Below are 21,391 nucleotides of genomic sequence, written 5' to 3' on the forward strand. Positions count from 1 at the left end.
AGGTCAAAGGCATAAAATTAGAAGAAATGCTGAAAAAAAGAAATTTTTTAATGGATTTATTTTATAAAAAAAGGCCCTGCTCAAATCTGAGCAGGGCCTTTTTTTATAATTCTTTTATACTATCTCAATGTATATTTAATACCGAAAGTGAAAGTTGAAGCATCGAAATCATTGCCATGATTCAATCTCCAGTCTGGTTTCCAGTCTGCGTGAAATCCGATAGGGGCAGCAGGGATTTTAAATTCCAAACCCAATTGTGGTCTCAAACCAACAAGCGTCATATCGTCATTTCCAGCATCAAGAAATGTCAATTGCGCACCAATACCTGCATACCATCCTAGTCCATTTACACCACGGAATGGTCTAGCATATTGATAGTCAGCACCTACAGCAACAACGTTGTCATCAAACATCACTTGCGCTTGACCATTGTTTGTTCCGCCAAAAGATTGCTTGTATTGAACCCCCCACAGGTCACCACCAGTACCATCAAAAACAACACCGATAGCAGCGCGTTGTGGTGATTGTGCTTTTGCTTCGTTCGCGCCGAAAGCTAATGCTGCAACAGCAGCTAATGAGAGTAATGTCTTTTTCATAATTATCTTTTCTTTATATTTTCATTAATTAAAATAACTTTTCGTGTTATCAAAAGCAAATAGCTTGCCAAAAAAAATGCGCAACACACTAAAATAGACAATGGCAGCAATTCATAATTGTTCTAATTTGTCTATGGATTGTAATTTGTGTATTTTATTTTTTAATATTGCTTATTTTTCTTAAATTTGCCTGGCAAATAGAAAACCCAATACATATTTGCCATGCAATTAGATCCACAAAAATTCGTAGCAGAAGGTCTCACTTACGATGACGTCTTATTAATTCCAGCTTATTCTGAAATTTTACCACGTGACGTTGATACGAGTACCGCACTGACAAAAAAAATCAAATTAAATATTCCATTGGTTTCAGCAGCAATGGATACGGTAACTGGTGCTGATTTAGCAATTGCGATCGCGCAAGCGGGCGGTATTGGTATGTTACATAAGAACATGACGATTGCAGAACAAGCTGCTGAAGTACGCAAAGTGAAGCGTTCAGAAAGCGGTATGATCCAAGATCCGGTTACATTGTTAGCCTCTGCTACCGTTGGTGATGCCTTTAATATTATGAAGGAACATAAGATCGGAGGGATTCCAGTGGTCAATGAAAAAGGTCAATTAGTGGGTATCGTAACCAACCGTGATCTTCGTTTTCAAAAAGATATGCGCCGTCCGATCAATGAGCTCATGACAAAAGATAATCTTGTCGTTGCCCCCGAAGGAACGGATTTGGTGAAAGCGGAGGAAATTCTTCAGAATGAGAAAATCGAAAAACTTCCAGTTGTCAACAATGAAGGAATTCTGAAGGGTTTAATCACCTTTAAGGATATCCAAAAATATAAGCATTATCCAAATGCAGCCAAAGATAGTCACGGTCGTTTATTGGTAGGAGCGGCGGTAGGCGTTACGCCAGATACCTTGGACCGCGTTGAAGCTTTGGTAAAAGCGGGCGTAGATGTTGTCACTATTGATACAGCACACGGACATTCTAAAGGCGTTATTGACAAATTGAAATTGGTGAAATCCACCTTTCCTGAATTGCAAGTGATTGTTGGGAATATCGCAACCGGTGCAGCTGCAACGGCCTTGGCCGAAGCTGGTGCCGATGCCGTAAAAGTAGGTATCGGGCCTGGATCGATCTGTACAACCCGTATTATTGCTGGTGTAGGGGTTCCACAACTTTATGCGGTGTATGAAGTTGCTAAAGCGCTTAAGGGAACTGGAGTGCCATTGATCGCTGATGGTGGTATCAAACAAACTGGTGATATCGCAAAGGCTATTGCTGCTGGAGCAAGCACAATTATGGCAGGTTCTTTATTTGCTGGAGTAGAAGAGGCTCCGGGCGAGACGATTATTTACGAAGGCCGTAAATTTAAATCATATCGTGGTATGGGATCTATTGAAGCGATGGAAAAAGGTTCTAAGGACCGCTATTTCCAAGATGTAGAAGATGATATCAAAAAGTTGGTTCCAGAAGGAATTGTAGGGCGTGTTCCTTACAAAGGCACATTAGCTGAAGTCGTATATCAGTATATCGGTGGATTGCGTGCATCAATGGGTTATTGCGGTGCTGCTACAATTGAAAAACTACAGGAAGCCCAATTTGTTCGTATTACAGGTGCTGGCTTGAGGGAATCTCATCCACATAATATCTCTATTACGAAAGAGTCTCCAAACTATAATAGTAGAAATTAAACATAAGTGAATAGCAAAAAAATCCGATGATTTTGAATTGTCGGATTTTTTTGTGCAAAAATATTGGCGTGATAGCCCTAGTGATCGGGAGGAAATTTGTACTTTTATACCCTATTCTCAGGTTTTAAAATTTAAGGAGTTAATTTGGATTATTTAGCGGGTTTAAACCCTTCACAACGAGGAGCCGTAGAGCAAACAGAAGGCCCTGTCATGATTGTTGCAGGTGCTGGTTCAGGAAAAACACGGGTGATTACTTATCGTGTCGCACATTTGATTCAAAAAGGCGTTGATCCATTCAATATCTTGGTATTGACATTTACGAATAAAGCGGCCAAGGAGATGCGCGCGCGTATTGTTTCTGTTGTAGGAAGCGAAGCGAAAAATATTTGGATGGGAACATTCCACTCCGTATTCGCAAAAATACTTCGGGTAGAAGCGGAAATGATAGGATACCCCCGGAATTTTACCATCTACGATACTGACGATACCAAAAGTTTGCTGCGTGCCATCCTAAAGGAGATGAACCTGGATGATAAATTATACAATGTCAATCATGTCTACGGACGGATATCACAAGCGAAGAATAACCTGATATCACCCCAGGAATACAATAAAAATGAGGCGATATTAGCTGAGGATATTTCAAATGGACGTGGGCAATTGGGACAGATTTACATGACTTACGCACAACGCTGTTATCGCGCTGGTGCCATGGATTTTGATGATCTCCTGTTCAAGACTAACGTTTTATTGAACAAGCATCCGGAGGTATTGCACAAATACCAACATCAATTTCGTTACCTGATGGTCGATGAGTATCAGGATACTAACTTTTCCCAGTATCTAATCGTAAAACGATTGGCCGCTGTCAATGAAAATATCTGTGTGGTTGGTGATGATGCACAGTCAATTTATGCTTTTCGGGGAGCCAATATTCAGAATATCCTGAATTTCCAGAAGGATTACCCAGATGTGAAGATCTTCAAATTAGAGCAAAATTATAGATCCACCAAAATGATTGTCAACGCGGCAAACTCGGTGATCGCCAATAATCAGAACCAGCTCGAAAAGAATGTTTTTTCGGATAACGAAGAAGGTGAAAAAATTAAGGTTTCACGTGCTTTTTCAGATAATGAAGAAGGAAAGATCGTTGCGGATCAGATTATTGAAGAAAAATCGTTAAAAGGACTCAATTACAAAGATTTTGCTATTCTTTATCGTACGAATGCCCAATCAAGGGCCATGGAGGAAGCCTTGCGCAAGATCAATATACCTTATAAAATCTATGGTGGTACCTCTTTCTATCAAAGAAAGGAAATTAAAGATTTGATCGCTTATTTTCGGCTAACCTTTAATCCCAATGATGAAGAAGCCTTAAAACGTGTTATTAATTACCCTCGTCGGGGGATCGGAGACACGACCATAGAAAAGATTATGATTGCTGCTGATCAGAATCAATACCGTATTTGGGATGTTGTCGCAAATGCTGCTCAGTTTTTGGACGGGCGCAGTGCGACTTCCGTTGGTGGATTTGCTCAAATGGTACAAAGTTTTCAGGCCTTGGCAAAGAATAATAATGCATTTGATACGGCTATGCATATTGCGCAGCATTGTGGTATCTTGAAAGAACTCTACGAGGATAAATCTGTCGAAGGATTGGCTCGTTATGAAAATATTCAGGAGCTACTCAATGGTATCAAAGAATTTTCTGAGCGGGAAGATATTGAAGACCGCGGTCTTGATATTTATATGCAGGACATTGCATTATTGACCAATGATGATAACGATAAGGACCCAAATGCAGATACGGTTTCGTTGATGACCATACACTCATCCAAAGGGCTTGAATTTCCGGTAGTTTTTATCGTAGGTTTGGAAGAAAACCTTTTTCCATCTCAGTTATCCTTGAATTCTAGATCAGAATTAGAAGAGGAACGAAGACTTTTTTACGTTGCTGTTACCAGAGCTGAAAAAAAATTACTACTTTCGTATGCTACTTCGCGATATCGTTGGGGAACGTTGAATAATTGCGAACCCAGTCGTTTTTTGGATGAATTGAATCCTGCTTGTCTTGCCCTGGATTTTAAACCACGACAAACTTCCGCCTCAGCCGGCAGTTTTCAAGGCGAACGAATTGCATGGCAACAAAAGGACAGTGATGATACGTTTTCTAAACCTAAGCCAAAAGCAATGGTTAAAACAACGTCTATACTGCCCAAAGCCCACAAACCTACTGCGGGTTTTGCTCCTTCTGACACGTCAAATCTTCAAGTCGGCATGGAAGTTGAACATGAACGCTTTGGATTTGGTAAGGTTGTCAATCTAGAGGGGAACAAAGGAGATATAAAAGCAACTATTTTCTTTAAGGAGTTGGGACAGAAACAATTGTTGCTTAAATTTGCAAAACTTAGAATAATTCAATAATAAAATACCAAAACGAGATCTTAACCGTTTAAATAGGTACTTATATTAGCTATATGAACTTTGACTACAACAGCACTAGGCCAAAATTGATCCTTGCAGAATATGGCCGCAATGTGCAAAATATGGTAGATTACATCTGTACTTTACCCACAAAGGAAGAAAGAAATCAACATGCTCAAATCGTGATTGACATGATGGGGGTGTTAAATCCACATTTAAGAGACGTTTCTGATTTTAAGCACAAACTTTGGGATCACCTTCAGATTATCTCTGATTTTAAGCTTGATATTGACTCGCCATATCCGATCGCCACAGCCAAAAGTGTTAAACATGAAGTTGAGCACTTAGGCTATCCACAACATTCAATCAAATTCAAGCATTATGGATTTACGGTTGAAAAAATGATTGACAAGGCGTTGAAGGTGACGGACGAGCCTAGGCGTGAACAGATGGTGATTGGTATTGCCAATTTTATGAAAATGGCTTATGTCACTTGGAATAAAGATTCAGTATCCGATGAGTTGATTATTCAGGATTTGAAAGAATTGTCGGGATATCAATTAACCCTACCTGAAGGTACGGTATTGACCAAACTTGATTTTAAAACTCCGCCTCCAGGAAACCGTGTCAAAGGTCCTACATCAGGCAACTCAAGTGGAAATAACAATAATAATAGCAATAACAACAGTAACTCTTCAGGTTATCAGTCAAGAGGCGGAGGTAGTGGCAAACCTCGAATGTCAAATAACAATAACAACATGAAGCGTAATAATTTTGGTAGCAATAGCAATAACAATAATAACAACAATAGAAATAGAAAACCTCAAAATAATTACAATAATAATAAAAGGGGCTAGTTCTTTAATTTCTTAAATTAAGAAGCAGGCAATTGCGAAGTGATTCATAGATTTCTTTACAATTGCCTTCTTTATTTATGGTATGGAGCTGCTTATCGGTAACAGTTTGTGCGATCAGTCAGTCGGATCCGACCTGATCGGATAGTGTTAACCAGATAGTTCCATCAATTTTTTTACGATACATTTTTGTTGATTTTAAAACGCCCGAACTGTCTTCCATACTATTGGGAAACCCAAAGGTGAAGCGGGTTTTGTTGTAATAAAGATTTAGTTATATAAATGAATGCATTTGAAATAATCGGTGGAAAACCGTTAAAGGGAGAGATTATTCCACAGGGAGCAAAAAATGAAGCTTTACAGATTCTGTCGGCAGTTTTGCTGACTGAGGAACCAATGACTATCAGTAATATTCCCGATATTAAAGATGTCAATAAGTTAATTGACCTATTGGCCGCATTGGGTGTTAAAATTGATCGTATAGATAAGGATACATACGTATTCGAAGCGAAAGATATTAATATAGAATATTTTCAATCTTCAGAATTTAGAGAAAAAGGGGGAGGCTTACGGGGTTCGATCATGATTGTAGGCCCATTGTTGGCTCGCTTTGGCAAGGCAGCTATTCCAAAACCAGGAGGTGATAAAATTGGACGTAGACGTTTGGATACACACTTTTTGGGTTTCGAAAAACTGGGGGCTAAATTTGTCTATGATGCATCTACGCACTTCTTTAATGTTGATGCTACCGAACTAAAAGGTAATTATATCTTATTGGACGAAGCTTCCGTAACTGGTACGGCAAATATTGTTATGGCTGCTGTATTGGCCAAAGGAACAACAACAATTTACAATGCGGCCTGTGAACCTTATTTGCAGCAACTCTGTAAAATGTTGAATCGTATGGGGGCTAAGATATCAGGCATTGGATCTAATTTACTGACCATTGAGGGTGTACAACGCCTTGGTGGGACATCGCATCGTATGTTGCCCGATATGATTGAGATCGGTTCTTTTATAGGATTGGCGGCAATGACTGGTTCAGAAATTACTATTAAAGATGTTTGTTTTCAGGAATTGGGCGTAATACCTTCGGTATTTTCCCGTTTGGGTATTCAATTTGAATTGAGAGGGGATGATATTTTTATTCCCGCACAGGATTCTTACGAAATTGATACCTTTATTGATGGTTCGATCTTAACAATCTCGGATGCCCCATGGCCGGGATTTACACCAGATCTATTGAGTATCATTCTAGTCGTAGCCACACAAGCGAAGGGCAATGTGTTAATTCACCAAAAGATGTTTGAAAGTAGGTTGTTCTTTGTCGATAAATTAATAGATATGGGCGCACAGATCATTTTGTGTGATCCACATCGAGCTACAGTAATCGGTATGAATAAATCCCATTCTTTGCGAGGTATCGAAATGACGTCTCCTGATATCAGAGCTGGAGTATCCTTATTGATCGCTGCATTATCTGCGAAAGGAAAATCAGTAATCCATAATATTGAACAGATTGAACGTGGATATCAAGATATTGAAGAACGTTTACGTAAATTAGGTGCGGATATCAAGCGTGTTGACGTTGAGCCGAGAGGGCACTAGTCAACTGTTAGAAAATTACTTGAAGATAATTTTAAATTGTATGCCTCGGAGACAAAGTCCGGGGCTTTTTTACGAAATTACGCTTTACCAAAGTAGCTAAAAAAAAGGAGTTGATCGTATCAACTCCTTTTTTTTAGCTACTTTGGTTATATTAGGTTATACCAAAGGTGCCGGTGCTTCTTCTTCAAATAAAGGAAATTCCTTGATAATGTTATACCACGTAATCACTTTTTTAATGTCTGACGTATATACACGAGATTCATCATGGCCCGGAGCAACTTCACGGAAGAAATCTCTCAAGGTAGCGCCATCTGATTTCGTGTCAGGTAGCGTCAATCCTTTCGTTTTAATTGTTTCGAATATATCTAAAAGACGGATCTCTTCTTCTTCACCATAAATAGTGATATCCTCCAATGTTGCCATTTTTGTCGAAGACAAACTTACTACTGTCTTAATTTTTGCTTGATCAAGGGTTTCTAAAATAAAACCACCCTTGTTTTGTCCAACCAATTTGAACAATCCTGGTTTGCCAGTTACAGATACTAATGCTCTTAAATTCATTTTAATTTTTTTTAAATCTCCAAGAATTAATCTTCGATTACTTCAATTGATAAAATGCGGTCGCCTTGTCTGATATCGTCTACCACATCAACATTTTCGACTACCTTTCCGAAACAGGTATGATTACGGTCTAAGTGAGCTGTGTTATTACGGCTGTGGCAAATGAAAAATTGAGACCCTCCTGTATTGCGACCAGCGTGTGCCATTGACAATACACCTCTGTCATGGTATTGATTTTCACCAGTTAACTCACAATCAATTTTATAGCCAGGGCCACCAGTTCCAGGGATACCTGCAGCACCTTCACGTGAATTTGGACAACCACCTTGAATAACAAAATCAGGAATAACACGGTGGAAAGCCAAACCATCATAATAGCCTGATTTAGCAAGTTTAATAAAATTTGCTACTGTATTTGGAGCATCAGCTGTGTAGAATTGCACAGTCATGTCGCCTTTTTCTGTTTTAATAATCGCTTTACTCATGTTTCAAAAATTTTTATGAAATACAAAGATAAGGTTTCAGACTGAAATGTGAAGTACTTCGCATTCTCCATTTTTTCCATATTGGCAATTTGTACTGCTATGAGCTGAAAAATAATGCGAAATATTTTCTATATTTATGTGAGCGAGCCGATTATAGTTAACTACAATGTCAAATTTACATAAATTAGTTATCCGGGAGTGGTCCGAGGCGGATCGTCCCCGCGAGAAATTATTACATCAAGGACGAAGGGCCCTTTCAGATGCAGAATTATTGGCGATTTTGATTGGGTCAGGTTCTATGGAAGAAAGCGCAGTGGCACTATGCCGACGTATTTTAGCGGATGCCAACAATAGCTTGGATACACTCTCAAAGATGGATGTCAATGAATTGAGCAGATATAAAGGTATTGGAGAAGCTAAGGCGATAGCTATCATTGCAGCATTGGAGTTAGCACGGCGCAAGAAGGAATCTCCAACAGACGAAAAGAAAATTCTAAATAGCAGTAAACGAGTATATGATTTTATGAAACCAATCCTACAGGATTTACCACACGAAGAGTTTTGGACGCTTTATTTGAACACAGGATGCAAATTGTTGGATCAACAGCTTATTGGCCGTGGTGGAAATGATTTTACGCCGGTTGATGTTCGGGTCATTCTAAGAAATGCCCTCGCAGTCAAAGCGAATGCCATCATACTCATTCACAACCATCCGTCCGGTACTTTACAACCCAGTAATGCCGACAGGATACTGACGAGAAAAATTGTCGAAGCTTCAAGAATTATGGATATTAGGGTGAATGATCACCTGATTTTTACAGATAATGGATATTATAGTTTCAGAGATGAAGATATAATAGATTAGTTATGATACAATCTAATATGAACAAAAATAGTATTGAAAGATTCACAGACAGGGTGGTGGATTATGAAAAATTTAGACCTAATTATCCAAAAGAGATTATTCGAATACTTCAGGAAAGGATAGGTTTGAATAAGAAATGGCTAATAGCCGATATCGGTAGCGGTACAGGTTTATCGACCCAGTTGTTTTTAGAAAATGGAAATGATGTCTTCGCTGTCGAACCCAATCGTCAAATGCGTGAATCTTTGGTTCATCATTTTAAAACATACCGGAATTTAATCGCATTAAATGCCACCGCTGAAGACACATCCATTGAATCAGATTGTGTGGATCTAATTTTTGCTGGGCAATCTTTTCATTGGTTCGATCGAACTGCCTGTTACAAGGAATTTAAGCGCATTCTTACAAAAAATGGTCATATTGTATTGGTTTGGAATCAACGAGACCCAGAAGATGCTTTCCAGAAGGAGTATGAACAGTTTTTACTTAATCATATTCCCAGCTATCAATCTGTCAGCCAAAGAAATATAACTGAAGACGACCTTCGAAGTTTTTTCGCTGATAGACCAATGACCAAGGTATGCTTGCCTAACCAACAAGTATTCGATTTGAAATCGTTCTTGGGAAGGGTGAAATCATCCTCTTATTTTCCCAAAGAAAGAGTGGAGAATAAAAATTTATATGATGACCTACGTTCTTTGTTTGATAAATATTCAATTTCGCAACGTGTCGTATTTAGATATATTACAGAGATTTATATCAGTTAAGATTAAGCAACCGGAATCTGTAAAGCTTCTTTTGTGGCATTTTTTCTTTTCCAATTGAAAATACGTCTGGTTGGAGAGGAGTGATAAGGAAAAACCAAAATTAAAAATACCAAGATTAATCCTACGATAAACAACCCGTTATAACTGTCCCGAATGGCAAGCAAAGAAGCTTGTGCTTGTACTGATTTACCGATATTGGCTGATTGCAAAACCAGGCTATTTGTTTTATCTATTATGCTAGCGAGATCGCTTGTCTTGATTACCTGTTGTTGGTAATACCAATTGGCTATCGTATTGGACCACACAACGGGGACTAAGAAGGAACGTGTCAAGATCAGAAAGACCAATCCAGATAAGTAATATTTGTTTGGAATATTACCTGCCATATAGACACCTATGCCAATGTATGATGTAATGACACCTATTCCTCTTAAGATCATCGGGAGATAAAATAGAGAGGGATGTACCTGTAGGCCGACAATCTGTGCAAAGAAAAAAGAAGATAGCGCATAACAAATGGCAGAAAACGCCAAAATGAATTTACATTTTTTGGTCAGCTTAAAATATACATAAGAAATCAGCGCTCCGATAAGGTATCCCGGAATAACGTAGGTATTTACCTTTGCGGTTTCCGAAGGGTTTGTACCGAGTGTAGTCCCCAATAGGGATGTATATAAGGAAGTGGAACTGTAGAAAATGCCAAATAGAAAGATCGTTCCGACAGATATGGGCAAGGTTCGAGTTGAAAAAGCATCAAAGTTCATGAGCGACTTTCTGATTAGCGTACTCCTATTTACAAAAAGGACAAAGAAGAAAATTGTTGCTATTCCAGTAAGAAGAATTAATCTTGAATGAAACCAGTTTTGTGTTAGCCCATAAGTACTGAAATAAGCTAAATTCAGCAGGGAAATACAAAGTAATATGCTTCCAAACCAATCATACTGATAAAGAGGTACTTTTTTAAATGCTGGGGATTTCATGAAGATAATGCAAATCAATAGACCAATGCCCAACAATATATTCTGAAACAGAAATACCGTTTCCCAGTAGAATTTTGCAGCAAAAATAGTCGCGATGTAATTCGCAATAGCGGGGATAATCATTGTTATCGGATAATAGATGGCATAAAGTTGATAACGTTCTCCGCGCGGCATTAGAAAAGGAATCATCTCACCGATAATGGACATGGTCACGATAATCTTGGCACTTCCAATAAAAAATGTAGCCATACAGATATTGATACCATTGCTGGCATGTTCCAAAATTGCATTCGAGCAAAGGATGACGATTGTGAAAACAATCAATATTGTTTTTTTGGGAAAAAGTTTAATTAACCGAAACACCAGTGGTATCGCACAGACCATGCCTGCATAATAACAGTACGTTGCCATGCTTAGGTCTGCACTTATACCTGCATAGCCATTTACAACATAGGTATTGACAGCCGATGGGATTCCGTTATTGAAGGAATATATAATATTGAGCAGGAATAAAAAGAATAATTCCCATTTTGAGTTTAACCAGTTCCTAAAAATACGATCTTTCATGACTTATTTAACACGTATAATAGCGTTCATACCCACACGGAGTAAATCGATATCCCGTTTTGAATTCGACGCTGTAAAATTGATGCGGACAGGAATCCGCTGCTGTACTTTGACAAAGTTTCCGGTAGAGTTATCAACGGGAACAGCAGAATATTTGGATCCTGTGGCCTCCGATATTGCGGCCACTTCGCCCTCAAATGTTTTCCCCGGTAAAGCATCAATTTCTATGTTGACTTTTCCTCCAAGTACGATGTTTTTCATTTGGCTCTCCGTATAGTTTGCGGTCACCCATTTTTGTTCATCACGTACGATATTGACCAACGGTGTACCATTTTGCACAAGTTGCCCCTCTTCGATATTTCTCCTACCCAATACACCATCATAAGGAGCTGTAATAATAGTATATGACAAATTCAATTTGGCTAGGTCAATGGCAGATTTGGCTTTTAGCAATGAAGCGTCGTTAACGGATACTTTTTGTTCAGACTCGTGGGTGCTGAGTCTGGAATTTTGTTGTTGCGCAAGTAGTGCTTTATATTTTGCGGACATGGCTTCATATTCCGATTTTACCTGATCAAATTGATAAAGGGTCACAGCCTCGTCTTTGACTAGACTTGCGTATCTTTTGTAATTGGTTTCCATATTGTCGAGCCGGGCCTTCATCTCCTCAATATTGGCATTAGCGATGGTCGTACCATTGCTGGCAATGGCGATTCCAGACTGCGATATTGTCTTGTTGGCTTTTGCATCGGCTAAGCTCGCTTTTGCATTCTGGAGCAAGATGCGATATTCCGAATCGTCTAAGATGACAAGTGTGTCTCCTTTGTGTACTTTTTGGTGTTCATCAAAGCGTATGTCTTTAATATAACCACTGATTCTCGAATTAATTGGAGTAATATGGGCATCAACTTGGGCATCATCTGTATAAACAGATTCGTTGATGTGAAAGAAAACCATAATTCCCCATATAATCGAAATGACAATAACTGAGACTGATGCAATATTGACTATCCATATTCTTCTTCTTCGCTTAATTTCTTTTTCACTTAGTGTTGAACTATTCATGACTTATTTTACTATTCATCCCGTATTAAAAAATATTGTTTTTCATACGTTCATTTTTATTTCTGTTACTGTTTATCGATAATAACCGTCAATTTTTCCAAAATTTCCGTGATCTCCAAGACTTTTTGCTCTGTGATTTCTTTGAGTATAGCCTTATAAAGGTCTTGTTGCACAGGGGTGAGTAATTCTCTATACGCGTCGCCCTTTAGGGTTAGCTCAATCAAATTGTTCCGACGATCATTGGGATCATTTACACGTTTAACGAGGTCACGTTTGCAAAGATTGTCTAGAAGAGGAGTGACGCTCGCTTTGTTTTTCTGTATAGCAACAGCTATATCCTGTTGATTCATACGTTCTTTTTTCCAAAGGGCAGCCAATACCTGTAACATCTCATACGTGATATCCAAATGTTGCTCCTTGATCTTCTGGATATAATATTGTTTTAAGCTTGTTCTTAAGGCAATGATATTATCCACTAATGGTTTTACCGGATTGTGCATTTCATTTTCCATACTACAAAGTTAAATATAAAACAGTTAAATATCAAACTAAATTTGCTATGATAGTTAAAGAAATGTTAAAGATATGACTTGAATAGGTATATGGCATTTTATTTGGAAGTGAATGAGGGATAAGTAAAAAAGATATGCTTAGAGTTGAATTGATATTCTTTAGACGGTGCTTATTTTTACTGCCAATTTTTGTATTTGCGGGTACAGTAAATGGTCAGCAGCTTACTTCCCTTAATAATTGGGAGCAAAATTTTCCTATTGTGAATCGTTGGATAGACCCTTTTTTTCCATTAAATACACAGCATAGTAACGTTAACTTAGAACAAGAACCTGTTGATAAAAGTACAAAGGTTATCCAAAGAGAACAGACTATGGATAAAGTGGATGGGCACGCCGTTGAGATTTCCAATATCGTCGTTGTGCATAGTAGACATAGAGGAGATATAAAGTACTCATCTTCTAGTTCGAGTGGATTGTATCGCGTTGCACTGGACAAGCAGACAGACGAGCGATATGACGGGAAACCTGTTTTTGTGGATGCTAAAGGGATAAAATATATCATTGATTCGAAATACAGAAAGCAATTTATCAAATGATCGACGGTTGTAAATAGCAGCAACCAATAATCTATCCCTAGCGTAAAATATGGAGTAAATAATCTTTATCAAGGTAAAAAGCATCTAAACTTCCACCATCTTCAAGAATAGTACTACTGATTTCTTTTTTATGCTGTTGTAGTGTTTGGATTTTATCCTCAACCGTATTCGGGCTGATCAGGCGTATTGCAGTGACATTTTTTTGTTGCCCGATGCGATAGATCCGATCAATCGCTTGTTGTTCCACTGCCGGATTCCACCAGGGATCAACCAGATAGACAACATCTGCCGCAGTGAGATTAAGTCCCGTTCCACCAGCCTTGAGACTGATGAGAAAGACACGCACATCTTGATCTGATTGGAAATCATTGACTAGTTGTCCCCGGTTTTTGGACTGGCCAGTGAGGATTAGTGAAGGGATCTCATTTTTATCCAATGCTTCTTTAATCAACAGCAACATGCGGACAAATTGCGAGAACACGATGATTTTATGTTGATCTTTTTTATGTTGAATCTGTTCTAGCAGCATTTCGATCTTCGCTGAATCTTCAGCGGATGTTAAGTCTTCGTTTTGGAGCAATTTACTGGAGTTGCAGATCTGACGTAGTTTGGTTAATCCTTTAAGGACATGCATCGGACTTTTTTTGATTTCATCACCATCTTTAGCAGAAATAAATTCCCGAAATTCCTTTTCATAGAGATCATAGATCCGCCGCTGTGCAGTTTTCATTTCGCAATAGAGCACCAATTCATTTTTTGCAGGAAGATCATCCAATACATCTTGTTTTGTTCTTCGAAGGATAAAAGGTTTTATTTTTTCCTTCAGTATATTTTTTCTTTTACGATCGTGAAAAGCATCAATCGGTGTTGTGTATACATCTTTAAAATACTTTCTATTTCCCAATAAGCCCGGAACGATAAAGGATAACTGTGCAAACAAATCCATTGTATTATTCTCAATAGGTGTTCCCGTCAGAATGATGCGATTTCTTGATCGTAATAAATTTACTGCTTTGTACCGCTGTGAATCTGGATTTTTTATGTGTTGAGACTCGTCGAGTATAATATAATTAAAGGTTAGCTTCTTTAATCGATTGATGTCAGTCAGTAGGTTATGGTAGGAAATGAGCACAATATCCGCTTTCTCAAACTGGTCAGTTATTTTGCTTCGGTTTGGCCCCTCTAGGATCAGTATGTTAAAAGATGGTAAGAATTGCTGAATTTCACGTTTCCAATTAAAAATTAACGTTGTAGGGAGAACCAGTAATGTTGGTGAAGATATACCTTTTGCTTTTTGCGTTGCCAGAAAGGCGAGAATCTGCACTGTCTTTCCCAGTCCCATATCGTCTGCCAGGCAGGCTCCGAAATTTAATTTGTCTAAAAAGTTGAGCCATTGAAGCCCCTGCTGCTGATAGTTACGTAAATTTCCGACAAAAATATTAGGTAACAGTACCGGCGGGCATGTTGCCAATGAAGAGAGTTGATTTCTTAAATAGTTGATCTCAACGGAAACAGCTTGGTCGATATCTTTTTTAGCAAAGAGCTGGTCGATTTCATTAAACTTGTATTTTGGAATCTGAATGAGTTCATCTTCGATGATTTCAGCAGCATTAAAATAAGACTCAAATTTTTCCAGCCACTCCTCGGGTAATATACCAAGTGTACCATCGTCTAGATTGATAAATTGAGAACGATTGCGAACAGCTTTCTCTAGTTTCTTCAACGAAACACTTTTAGGACCAAATTTGACTTGAATGTTGGCATTAAACCAATTTTGTCCACTCAATACTTCAATTTGTATTTTACCTTTAAATTGATTCAGTTTATTGTCACGAATTGTATTGAATCCAATAATCTGGATTCCCTGGTTGTGCCACTCGTCGAATGCATTTAAAAACCAGTTTTTATCCAGAAAATATTTACGGTGTAGGTAAAGATGCTGAAAACTATCATCATCTAATTGCTCTTGAAAAAAAGCATGCTGCTTAAGCAGCAGTGAGATGACTTTCGTTTCGGCTTCTTTTTTTCGTTCTACCAAAAATTGGGTTCCTTTCGCATCTGTTCCAAAGATGTTTCTTTTACTTAAGATAGGAACTTCGACGTCGCCATAACGCATGACAGGAATGATGTTGACGAAGTCTTCAGACTCTTCCAGAAATATGAACGCCTGCATATCTTGATAATAAAGATTCTCTTTCAGTTGCGGTTTACTCGCTTTGGGAATATCCTTGAAATTTAACGCTACAGAATTGGCCAGAGGCTCCAGAAATAGTTCATTGAACGCTTTAAACTTATTACGGTGTATGCGCAGCTCCTTTCCTTTATTTCCAAACAAACGAATCAGTTTAAGATGACGTGTATTCTCGATGAGGTAGAGGTGCTTTTTGATGGAGATGAAGTGATCAAAAAGAATAGTCAGATGTTGCAATTCGTAAGTAATCCCATGAATGGAGAGGTCCCCTTTAATGCGATAGAACGGATCGTTCTGTTCGACAAGCAATCTGATCTCAGCTTTATTCAAACTGATTTGAGTTGCAGATAAGGAAGCTGCCGTTATATTTTCTGCTTTTTCGTAGTCATGAAGGTAAAAATCCAAGCCTAAAGGGTTTTTTGCTATTGCCCGTAGACTGCGGCCAATAGCTGCATCTGCTTGTTGGAAGGGTTGGGCCAATTGGCTGACTGCCGCAAAAAACTGAGTTTCTTCAACGGAATCTGTGTGCCAGATGCGTGATTGACTTTCCACTGGGGAAATAGGGTTTTTCGGCATGCCCGATTTTGATTGTGGTGCCTGGCATAACAGGACCTGTAATTGCTTATAATAGCGATTACGTGTAAGCACAATGAAACTATGCTGTTGTTCGCTCTGAAGTTTAGAAGATTTTTTTTGAGGCTCCAAAAGATCAAAATCATCTATGGAAGTTAGATGTTTGTCTTTGAGGACAAATTGTAGATCAGCATCTTTAATATGGGCAGAAAAGTAGGTTTCCAACAATGGTTCATTTTCTAAGCCATATTGCACTGCAGCCTTTTTTAGAAGATTTCGATACCGGTTAAAGTCAAAAAAAGACAACCAGCTTTCTTGCCCGAATAGTTTTGTCAAGGTTGCTTTCTGGTGACTACAGAAACCAGTTTGCGTACAATTACAGAAAAGCGAAGTTACTGGCGATTTGTAAATAACCACTACCTGAAAATTCGTGTAATTTTCGAGAACTTGAAAGGTAGCTTGGTTGAATTCCATCTCTACGACACTGATTTGAATATTGGCCAGGGCTATATCCATCCAGGGAAAATAAGAATAACGGCTTACTGAGGCGAAATCTATTGTTGTCAGGGTATATTGATGAAAATCCATACTACCGGATATTAGAAATTAAAATTCATGCCACCATAATAATTTCGCAATGGCGCCGGGTTGAAATACCGACCACCAAAGGCATTGATATCATTGCCGAGACTATATTTTTGGTTCAACAAATTGTCGGCGCCAACAAAGATATTAAGTTTATGTCCATGGCCTATAGCTTTACCCCAGGATATTTTTCCTTGCAAAAGATGATAACGGTTTGCATAAACTGTATTGGCATCATCCAATGGTATCGCAGCGGTTAAATTTGACAGAAGATCTAGTCGAAGTTGATAGGGGAAGAGGACATTTAAGGTATTGACCCAAACCGTTTTTGGTACCGCCGTTAGTTTGTTGCCGCTATAATCTTTATCTCCGACCTTATAGTTTTTGAAAGCATAATTATTTAGCGAGAAATTGCTTCCGACCTGTAAACTACGGACAAGCCCCCAAGACCTAGGGGTTATCAGATAGGTTAATAGCGATGCTTCAATTCCTTTTTGATCTATTTTTCCTGCATTCTGAAAATATTCTGCTCCAGTCTCGCGTACCTGTCGGATAATTGCATTATTCATTTGGTAGGTATATGCCGAAGCATCTAGTATAATTCGGCGGTTCCATAAATGCCATCGAACGCCAAATTCATGGTTGGTACCAGTCTCAGGTTTGAGGTCCTTATTGATGATATTGTCGGATGAGCGCACTTCTGCAATCGTGGGAGCAGAAAATCCCTTTGAAATAGAAGCGCGTAGAGCGAAGCTTGCTGTGGCCAGGTAGGAGACAGCGGCCCTAGGCATCCACGCATTCCCAAAATTGATGTGTGCTTTGTCCTCTTGTGTTGCTGGATAATGCTGTTGATAGGAGATTTTATTCCCATTGAGTCCCATAGATAATTCGACTTGGAGACGTTCCAGCCAAGCCAGCTGTGTTCGTGCAAAGAATGATTGCTGGCTATTTTCTAACTTATCTTTAGCTTGCGGCTTGCCGATATTCCCCTGATTATTATCATAATTATCTATATCATACCAACCTTTTTGTGCCTCTAAACCAAATTGGAGCTCATACTTTAATTGTTTGCTTAGCCGGTCGACATAGGATAGATAGAGTCGTGTCCCTAAATTTTTCTCATCCCTTTTTTCATAATTTGTGATAAAAGGATTTTTGATTTGGTTGGTCGAACCGAATACGTTGGCAAACAGGATTAATTTGGAACTGATATTTGTTTGGTTGCTCAGGCCCCCGAAAACTGTTTTATCATAGATTGCTGCTTTTTGTTCCGCCGCACTTGGGTTGGGCCCAGCCTTGGGACGGGACTGCCGTCGATTGTCCTCCATTTGTACAGCTGTCAGGCCGCCGGGAGTTTGATATCCCAGATCAGTGTAGAATCCTGTGAATTTCAGTTCCGAATGTTTTGCATATTGCCAATTGTAGTTTAGCTGAATGTTCTTTTTGTCCAGAGATGCATGTTGTCGATACCCATCACTTCGTGTCCAACTTTGGTTGACGGCCAATTGCTGTGTCTGATTGATGGGCAGCACAGCACTGAGCTGCTGCTGAAATAATCCGTACGAACCTCCTGTTAGCTGTAGGTTGACTTCGGGCTTGGTCAAGGTATTGTAGCCTTTGCTGTAGAGTGAAATTACACCACCTGCGTTTGCTCCATATATAGATCCATCAGGACCTTTCAAAATATTGATTTGGTCTATGGTGTAGGGATCGATTAGATTTAAATAGGTGTTTCCACCTGCATCCGTAAGCGGAAAGTCATCCAGATAGATCTTTACGTTTCGGATGCCAAATGGAGAACGAAGCATGCTGCCACGCAAGGCCAAGCGGTAACTCCCTGGGGACCGCTCTTCCATACGTAGTCCAGGCACTGTGTTCATAATGGAGACAAGTGCTGGCGATTGCTGTGATTGCAAGCGTTGTTGGCTTAACACAGCCGCGGATGAGGTTAGTTTTAATAAGGGCTGTTTATTGAAATAAGCTTTAATTTCCACTTGTTCAAGCCTATTGTTTGTACTGTCAGTGGTCTGTGCATACAATTTGCCACATAGACAAAGTGTGGCAAGTAGGTAATTTCTTTTCATGGCTAATGGTTAGATCCGGCTTAGTCCGCAAATTCTTGGGTAAAGTAAATTTCAAAAAGTTCCTTAGTCTTATTGTATTTTAGGCATTGATAGTTTGCATATACCGAACTTGTTGGAATACACAGGCTATTTGCCATGGCTTTTGTAGGAAAATCTTTGCTTAGGCATCCCTGTTTCAGATCGAAAATATGATTTGTTGCGATATTCTCAACCGAGAATGCTTTGTCATCGATCAAATAATTCGAATGACTTGATCGGATATAGTCTTCCTGATAAATCAATTCGGCTGCAATGCTATAATCTATTGTACCATTGGTATAGTAACAATCGGATTGTCGCAATAAATTGGAAACATGTACATCCCGGTACAATATTTTAAATCGTTTGTTCTTCTGGTCAAAAAGAATGATTTCAATTTGATATTTTTCTTTATTATAGGCGACATATGCAAAATCATTTTCCTTGTTGCTAAAGATATCCCCACTTGTATAAGCCAGCAAATCGAGGTTTGTATGGCTTTCGAAATATTTTTTTTGGTTTTCTACGAGGTCCTTAAGCAACTTTAGGTGTAATTTTTCAAAGAGTCCTTCATCAGCTAATTTGACGAGCTGTTGTCGTTGCTGATTAGCCGTTTCTTCGGTCCGAGGATTAGCATAGATGGACGTATCAAGTAGAGGTTTCACTGTACGGGGGCTTTCAGCCACCTGCTGATTTTGGTCGTTGACCGCACTATCTTTTGTCGGGATATTTTGAGGATTAGATTGTGTTGTCTGCTGACAGGAAGCAAAGCCAAAAAGCAAAAAGTATAGAAAAATTGACTGTAAATTCATGCGTAATTATCTTCAATGGGAGACTCCGTCTATCGTATTTTAGGCGAAGCCACAATATCGGCTAATTTAATGATTTTATAGAAAAGAAGTCTCGCCGGTTTCCATTAAATTAAAACGCTTCATTCAATCCGAGGAAGAATCCACGGGATCCATATTTTCCTATGGCGTAGTCCAAACAGAGATTTGTTCGGGTGGCTTTGTTAAACAGGACGCGTAATCCTGCGCCGCCTCCAGGTTGCCATCTTTCGAAAAGTTTTGTCCCTAATTCGTCACTTGCACTTTGGAGATTAAAAAATGCAGCACCACTCAAAAAGCGGTTTTTTAAAATTGGGAAGCGATACTCCGTTTCTGCGTAGGCAAAAGATATCCCCTTAAAATAACCAATTGTATAGCCTCGGCCTGTTCTTACCGCGGCATCCCTTCCTGTTCCCGGTAGATCGAAGTAGGGGAGAACACCCCCCAGCTTATAGGATCCCCAATACCAGAATGCAAGCACATGTGCCGGATCGGATTGCGATACACTAAAGTATTTACGAAAGTCAGTCGTGAGTTGGACAGCACTTTTGCTACTGCCTAGTAAGGTTGTATTCCATCGCAGGCCAATGTCCGAGTAGATTCCCTTATAAGGTCTGTTGGGATTATCCCGGGTGGTGTATTGCATATTTAATAACAGTCCGTTTGAATTGTAGCTATCTGGGGCAAAACCATGTTTTTCCGTGTAAATGGTATTTGGTGTAATATTCCCATTAGGACCACTGCTCGTTATCTTTCGACGAAGGTCGAATGCTAATCCAGCTCCTAAAAACAAACCATCGGCAACCTTTTTGTAGACCTTCTCATTAAACGTAAAGGCATTGTATTTAGCCCCATATTTTTCATGTTCGGGATTCGCAAGTATTTCCTCTTCTTCATTGTTCCATTTGCCATGTGGGGTCATACCCAAACCCGCATCCAATGCGACCATTTTGACCAAAGCGAAAGCTCCTTGAAAATTTAGTTTATTGTTTGGGGTAAATACATTGTGGCTAATGTAGAAAACCATGATGTTTTTGGTCGTGATGGACGCTGATGTTGCGGCGATTGACATGGTTGTCGTTTTCGGATCGCCCAATACTTTCCCCGCAACGGCTTTTACACCGATTTGTCCACCAATCGTCGGGTTATAGGCGATATTCGGCATTAGCGTAATCGGAGAACGTTTGCTTGATCGTTCCTTTTTACGTTTGGGGTGAATAATGCGGCCGATTAAGTCCGATATATCATATTGGCTTGCTAAAATCGAATCGCGCCGTTTGTTATATAAGAAAGCCGAATCTATCTCAGTATTGGATTGAGCCACGAGTGTATTGGATATCAGTACAAAGCACGATATTAAAAGACAGAAAGTGAACAAATAGTGATTACGTAATGGTCGCTGCATACCTTCGGGTTTATCTTACATCTAAACGTCAAAAATATTAAAATGTTTTCTAAATCGATAAAGCTAATTCCATATAGAACTGATATCGGTAGGATTAATATCCGTGGAGGGGACATTTGCCTACTTTGAG

17 protein-coding genes are annotated in these 21,391 nt (G+C 39.2%); 7 read left to right on the top strand and 10 right to left on the bottom strand.

All coding sequences use genetic code 11. From position 1 onward, the window contains the following. Positions 1-119: 119 nt before the first annotated feature. Complete coding sequence (locus HPC41_RS20010; RefSeq protein WP_172395877.1) at positions 120-596, bottom strand: hypothetical protein; 477 nt, start codon at positions 594-596, stop codon at positions 120-122. A gap of 222 nt (positions 597-818) precedes the next feature. Between HPC41_RS20010 and guaB the strand changes: the two genes are divergently transcribed. The 4 genes from guaB (at position 819) to murA (ending at position 7,180) form a co-directional block, all read left to right on the top strand. Further along, complete coding sequence (guaB, locus tag HPC41_RS20015; RefSeq protein ID WP_172395878.1) at positions 819-2,294, top strand: IMP dehydrogenase; 1,476 nt, start codon at positions 819-821, stop codon at positions 2,292-2,294. 144 nt (positions 2,295-2,438) lie between these two features. Then, positions 2,439-4,718: an ATP-dependent helicase gene (locus HPC41_RS20020; protein ID WP_172395879.1), complete on the top strand. Its 2,280-nt coding sequence runs from the start codon at positions 2,439-2,441 to the stop codon at positions 4,716-4,718. 53 nt (positions 4,719-4,771) lie between these two features. Further along, positions 4,772-5,575: a DUF4290 domain-containing protein gene (locus tag HPC41_RS20025; RefSeq protein ID WP_172395880.1), complete on the top strand. Its 804-nt coding sequence runs from the start codon at positions 4,772-4,774 to the stop codon at positions 5,573-5,575. Between the two features lie 279 nt (positions 5,576-5,854). Then, entirely contained in the window at positions 5,855-7,180 is a 1,326-nt protein-coding gene (murA, locus tag HPC41_RS20030; RefSeq protein ID WP_172395881.1) for a UDP-N-acetylglucosamine 1-carboxyvinyltransferase, read from the top strand. Between the two features lie 156 nt (positions 7,181-7,336). Here the strand turns inward: murA and HPC41_RS20035 are convergent, their stop codons facing one another. Continuing rightward, positions 7,337-7,741, bottom strand: a complete 405-nt coding sequence (locus tag HPC41_RS20035; RefSeq protein WP_172395882.1) for a DUF5606 family protein — start codon at positions 7,739-7,741, stop codon at positions 7,337-7,339. 26 nt (positions 7,742-7,767) lie between these two features. Then, complete coding sequence (locus tag HPC41_RS20040) at positions 7,768-8,226, bottom strand: peptidylprolyl isomerase (protein WP_172395883.1); 459 nt, start codon at positions 8,224-8,226, stop codon at positions 7,768-7,770. Between the two features lie 166 nt (positions 8,227-8,392). Between HPC41_RS20040 and radC the strand changes: the two genes are divergently transcribed. Together radC and HPC41_RS20050 are read left to right on the top strand one after the other, a co-directional pair. Beyond that, positions 8,393-9,091, top strand: a complete 699-nt coding sequence (radC, locus tag HPC41_RS20045; RefSeq protein ID WP_172395884.1) for a RadC family protein — start codon at positions 8,393-8,395, stop codon at positions 9,089-9,091. 17 nt (positions 9,092-9,108) lie between these two features. Next, a complete protein-coding gene (locus tag HPC41_RS20050) occupies positions 9,109-9,858 on the top strand; it encodes a class I SAM-dependent methyltransferase (protein WP_172395885.1) in 750 nt (249 codons plus the stop codon). 2 nt (positions 9,859-9,860) lie between these two features. Here the strand turns inward: HPC41_RS20050 and HPC41_RS20055 are convergent, their stop codons facing one another. From HPC41_RS20055 to HPC41_RS20065, 3 genes are all read right to left on the bottom strand, one after another. Next, complete coding sequence (locus HPC41_RS20055) at positions 9,861-11,405, bottom strand: MFS transporter (RefSeq protein WP_172395886.1); 1,545 nt, start codon at positions 11,403-11,405, stop codon at positions 9,861-9,863. A 3-nt stretch (positions 11,406-11,408) separates the two neighbouring features. Further along, positions 11,409-12,470: an HlyD family secretion protein gene (locus tag HPC41_RS20060; RefSeq protein ID WP_172395887.1), complete on the bottom strand. Its 1,062-nt coding sequence runs from the start codon at positions 12,468-12,470 to the stop codon at positions 11,409-11,411. A 65-nt stretch (positions 12,471-12,535) separates the two neighbouring features. Next, entirely contained in the window at positions 12,536-12,982 is a 447-nt protein-coding gene (locus tag HPC41_RS20065; RefSeq protein WP_172395888.1) for a MarR family winged helix-turn-helix transcriptional regulator, read from the bottom strand. A 134-nt stretch (positions 12,983-13,116) separates the two neighbouring features. Here HPC41_RS20065 and HPC41_RS20070 point away from each other — a divergent pair, with 134 nt between their 5' ends. Beyond that, a complete protein-coding gene (locus tag HPC41_RS20070) occupies positions 13,117-13,578 on the top strand; it encodes a hypothetical protein (protein WP_172395889.1) in 462 nt (153 codons plus the stop codon). A 37-nt stretch (positions 13,579-13,615) separates the two neighbouring features. Here HPC41_RS20070 and HPC41_RS20075 read toward each other — a convergent pair whose 3' ends face one another. The 4 genes from HPC41_RS20075 to HPC41_RS20090 all read right to left on the bottom strand — a co-directional run bounded on the left by HPC41_RS20075 (position 13,616) and on the right by HPC41_RS20090 (position 21,261). Then, on the bottom strand, positions 13,616-16,930 hold the full coding sequence (locus tag HPC41_RS20075; RefSeq protein ID WP_172395890.1) for a DEAD/DEAH box helicase: 3,315 nt from the start codon (positions 16,928-16,930) through the stop codon (positions 13,616-13,618). An 11-nt stretch (positions 16,931-16,941) separates the two neighbouring features. Next, on the bottom strand, positions 16,942-19,011 hold the full coding sequence (locus tag HPC41_RS20080; RefSeq protein ID WP_172395891.1) for a TonB-dependent receptor: 2,070 nt from the start codon (positions 19,009-19,011) through the stop codon (positions 16,942-16,944). Between the two features lie 20 nt (positions 19,012-19,031). After that, positions 19,032-19,841 carry a hypothetical protein gene (locus tag HPC41_RS20085; protein ID WP_172395892.1) on the bottom strand — a complete coding sequence of 270 codons (810 nt, stop codon included), beginning with the start codon at positions 19,839-19,841 and terminating at the stop codon, positions 19,032-19,034. A 109-nt stretch (positions 19,842-19,950) separates the two neighbouring features. Continuing rightward, positions 19,951-21,261: a BamA/TamA family outer membrane protein gene (locus HPC41_RS20090; RefSeq protein WP_172395893.1), complete on the bottom strand. Its 1,311-nt coding sequence runs from the start codon at positions 21,259-21,261 to the stop codon at positions 19,951-19,953. Positions 21,262-21,391 lie beyond the last annotated feature (130 nt).

The sequence above is a fragment of the Sphingobacterium prati genome (assembly GCF_013167215.1).
In the GTDB taxonomy this organism is placed as follows: domain Bacteria; phylum Bacteroidota; class Bacteroidia; order Sphingobacteriales; family Sphingobacteriaceae; genus Sphingobacterium; species Sphingobacterium prati.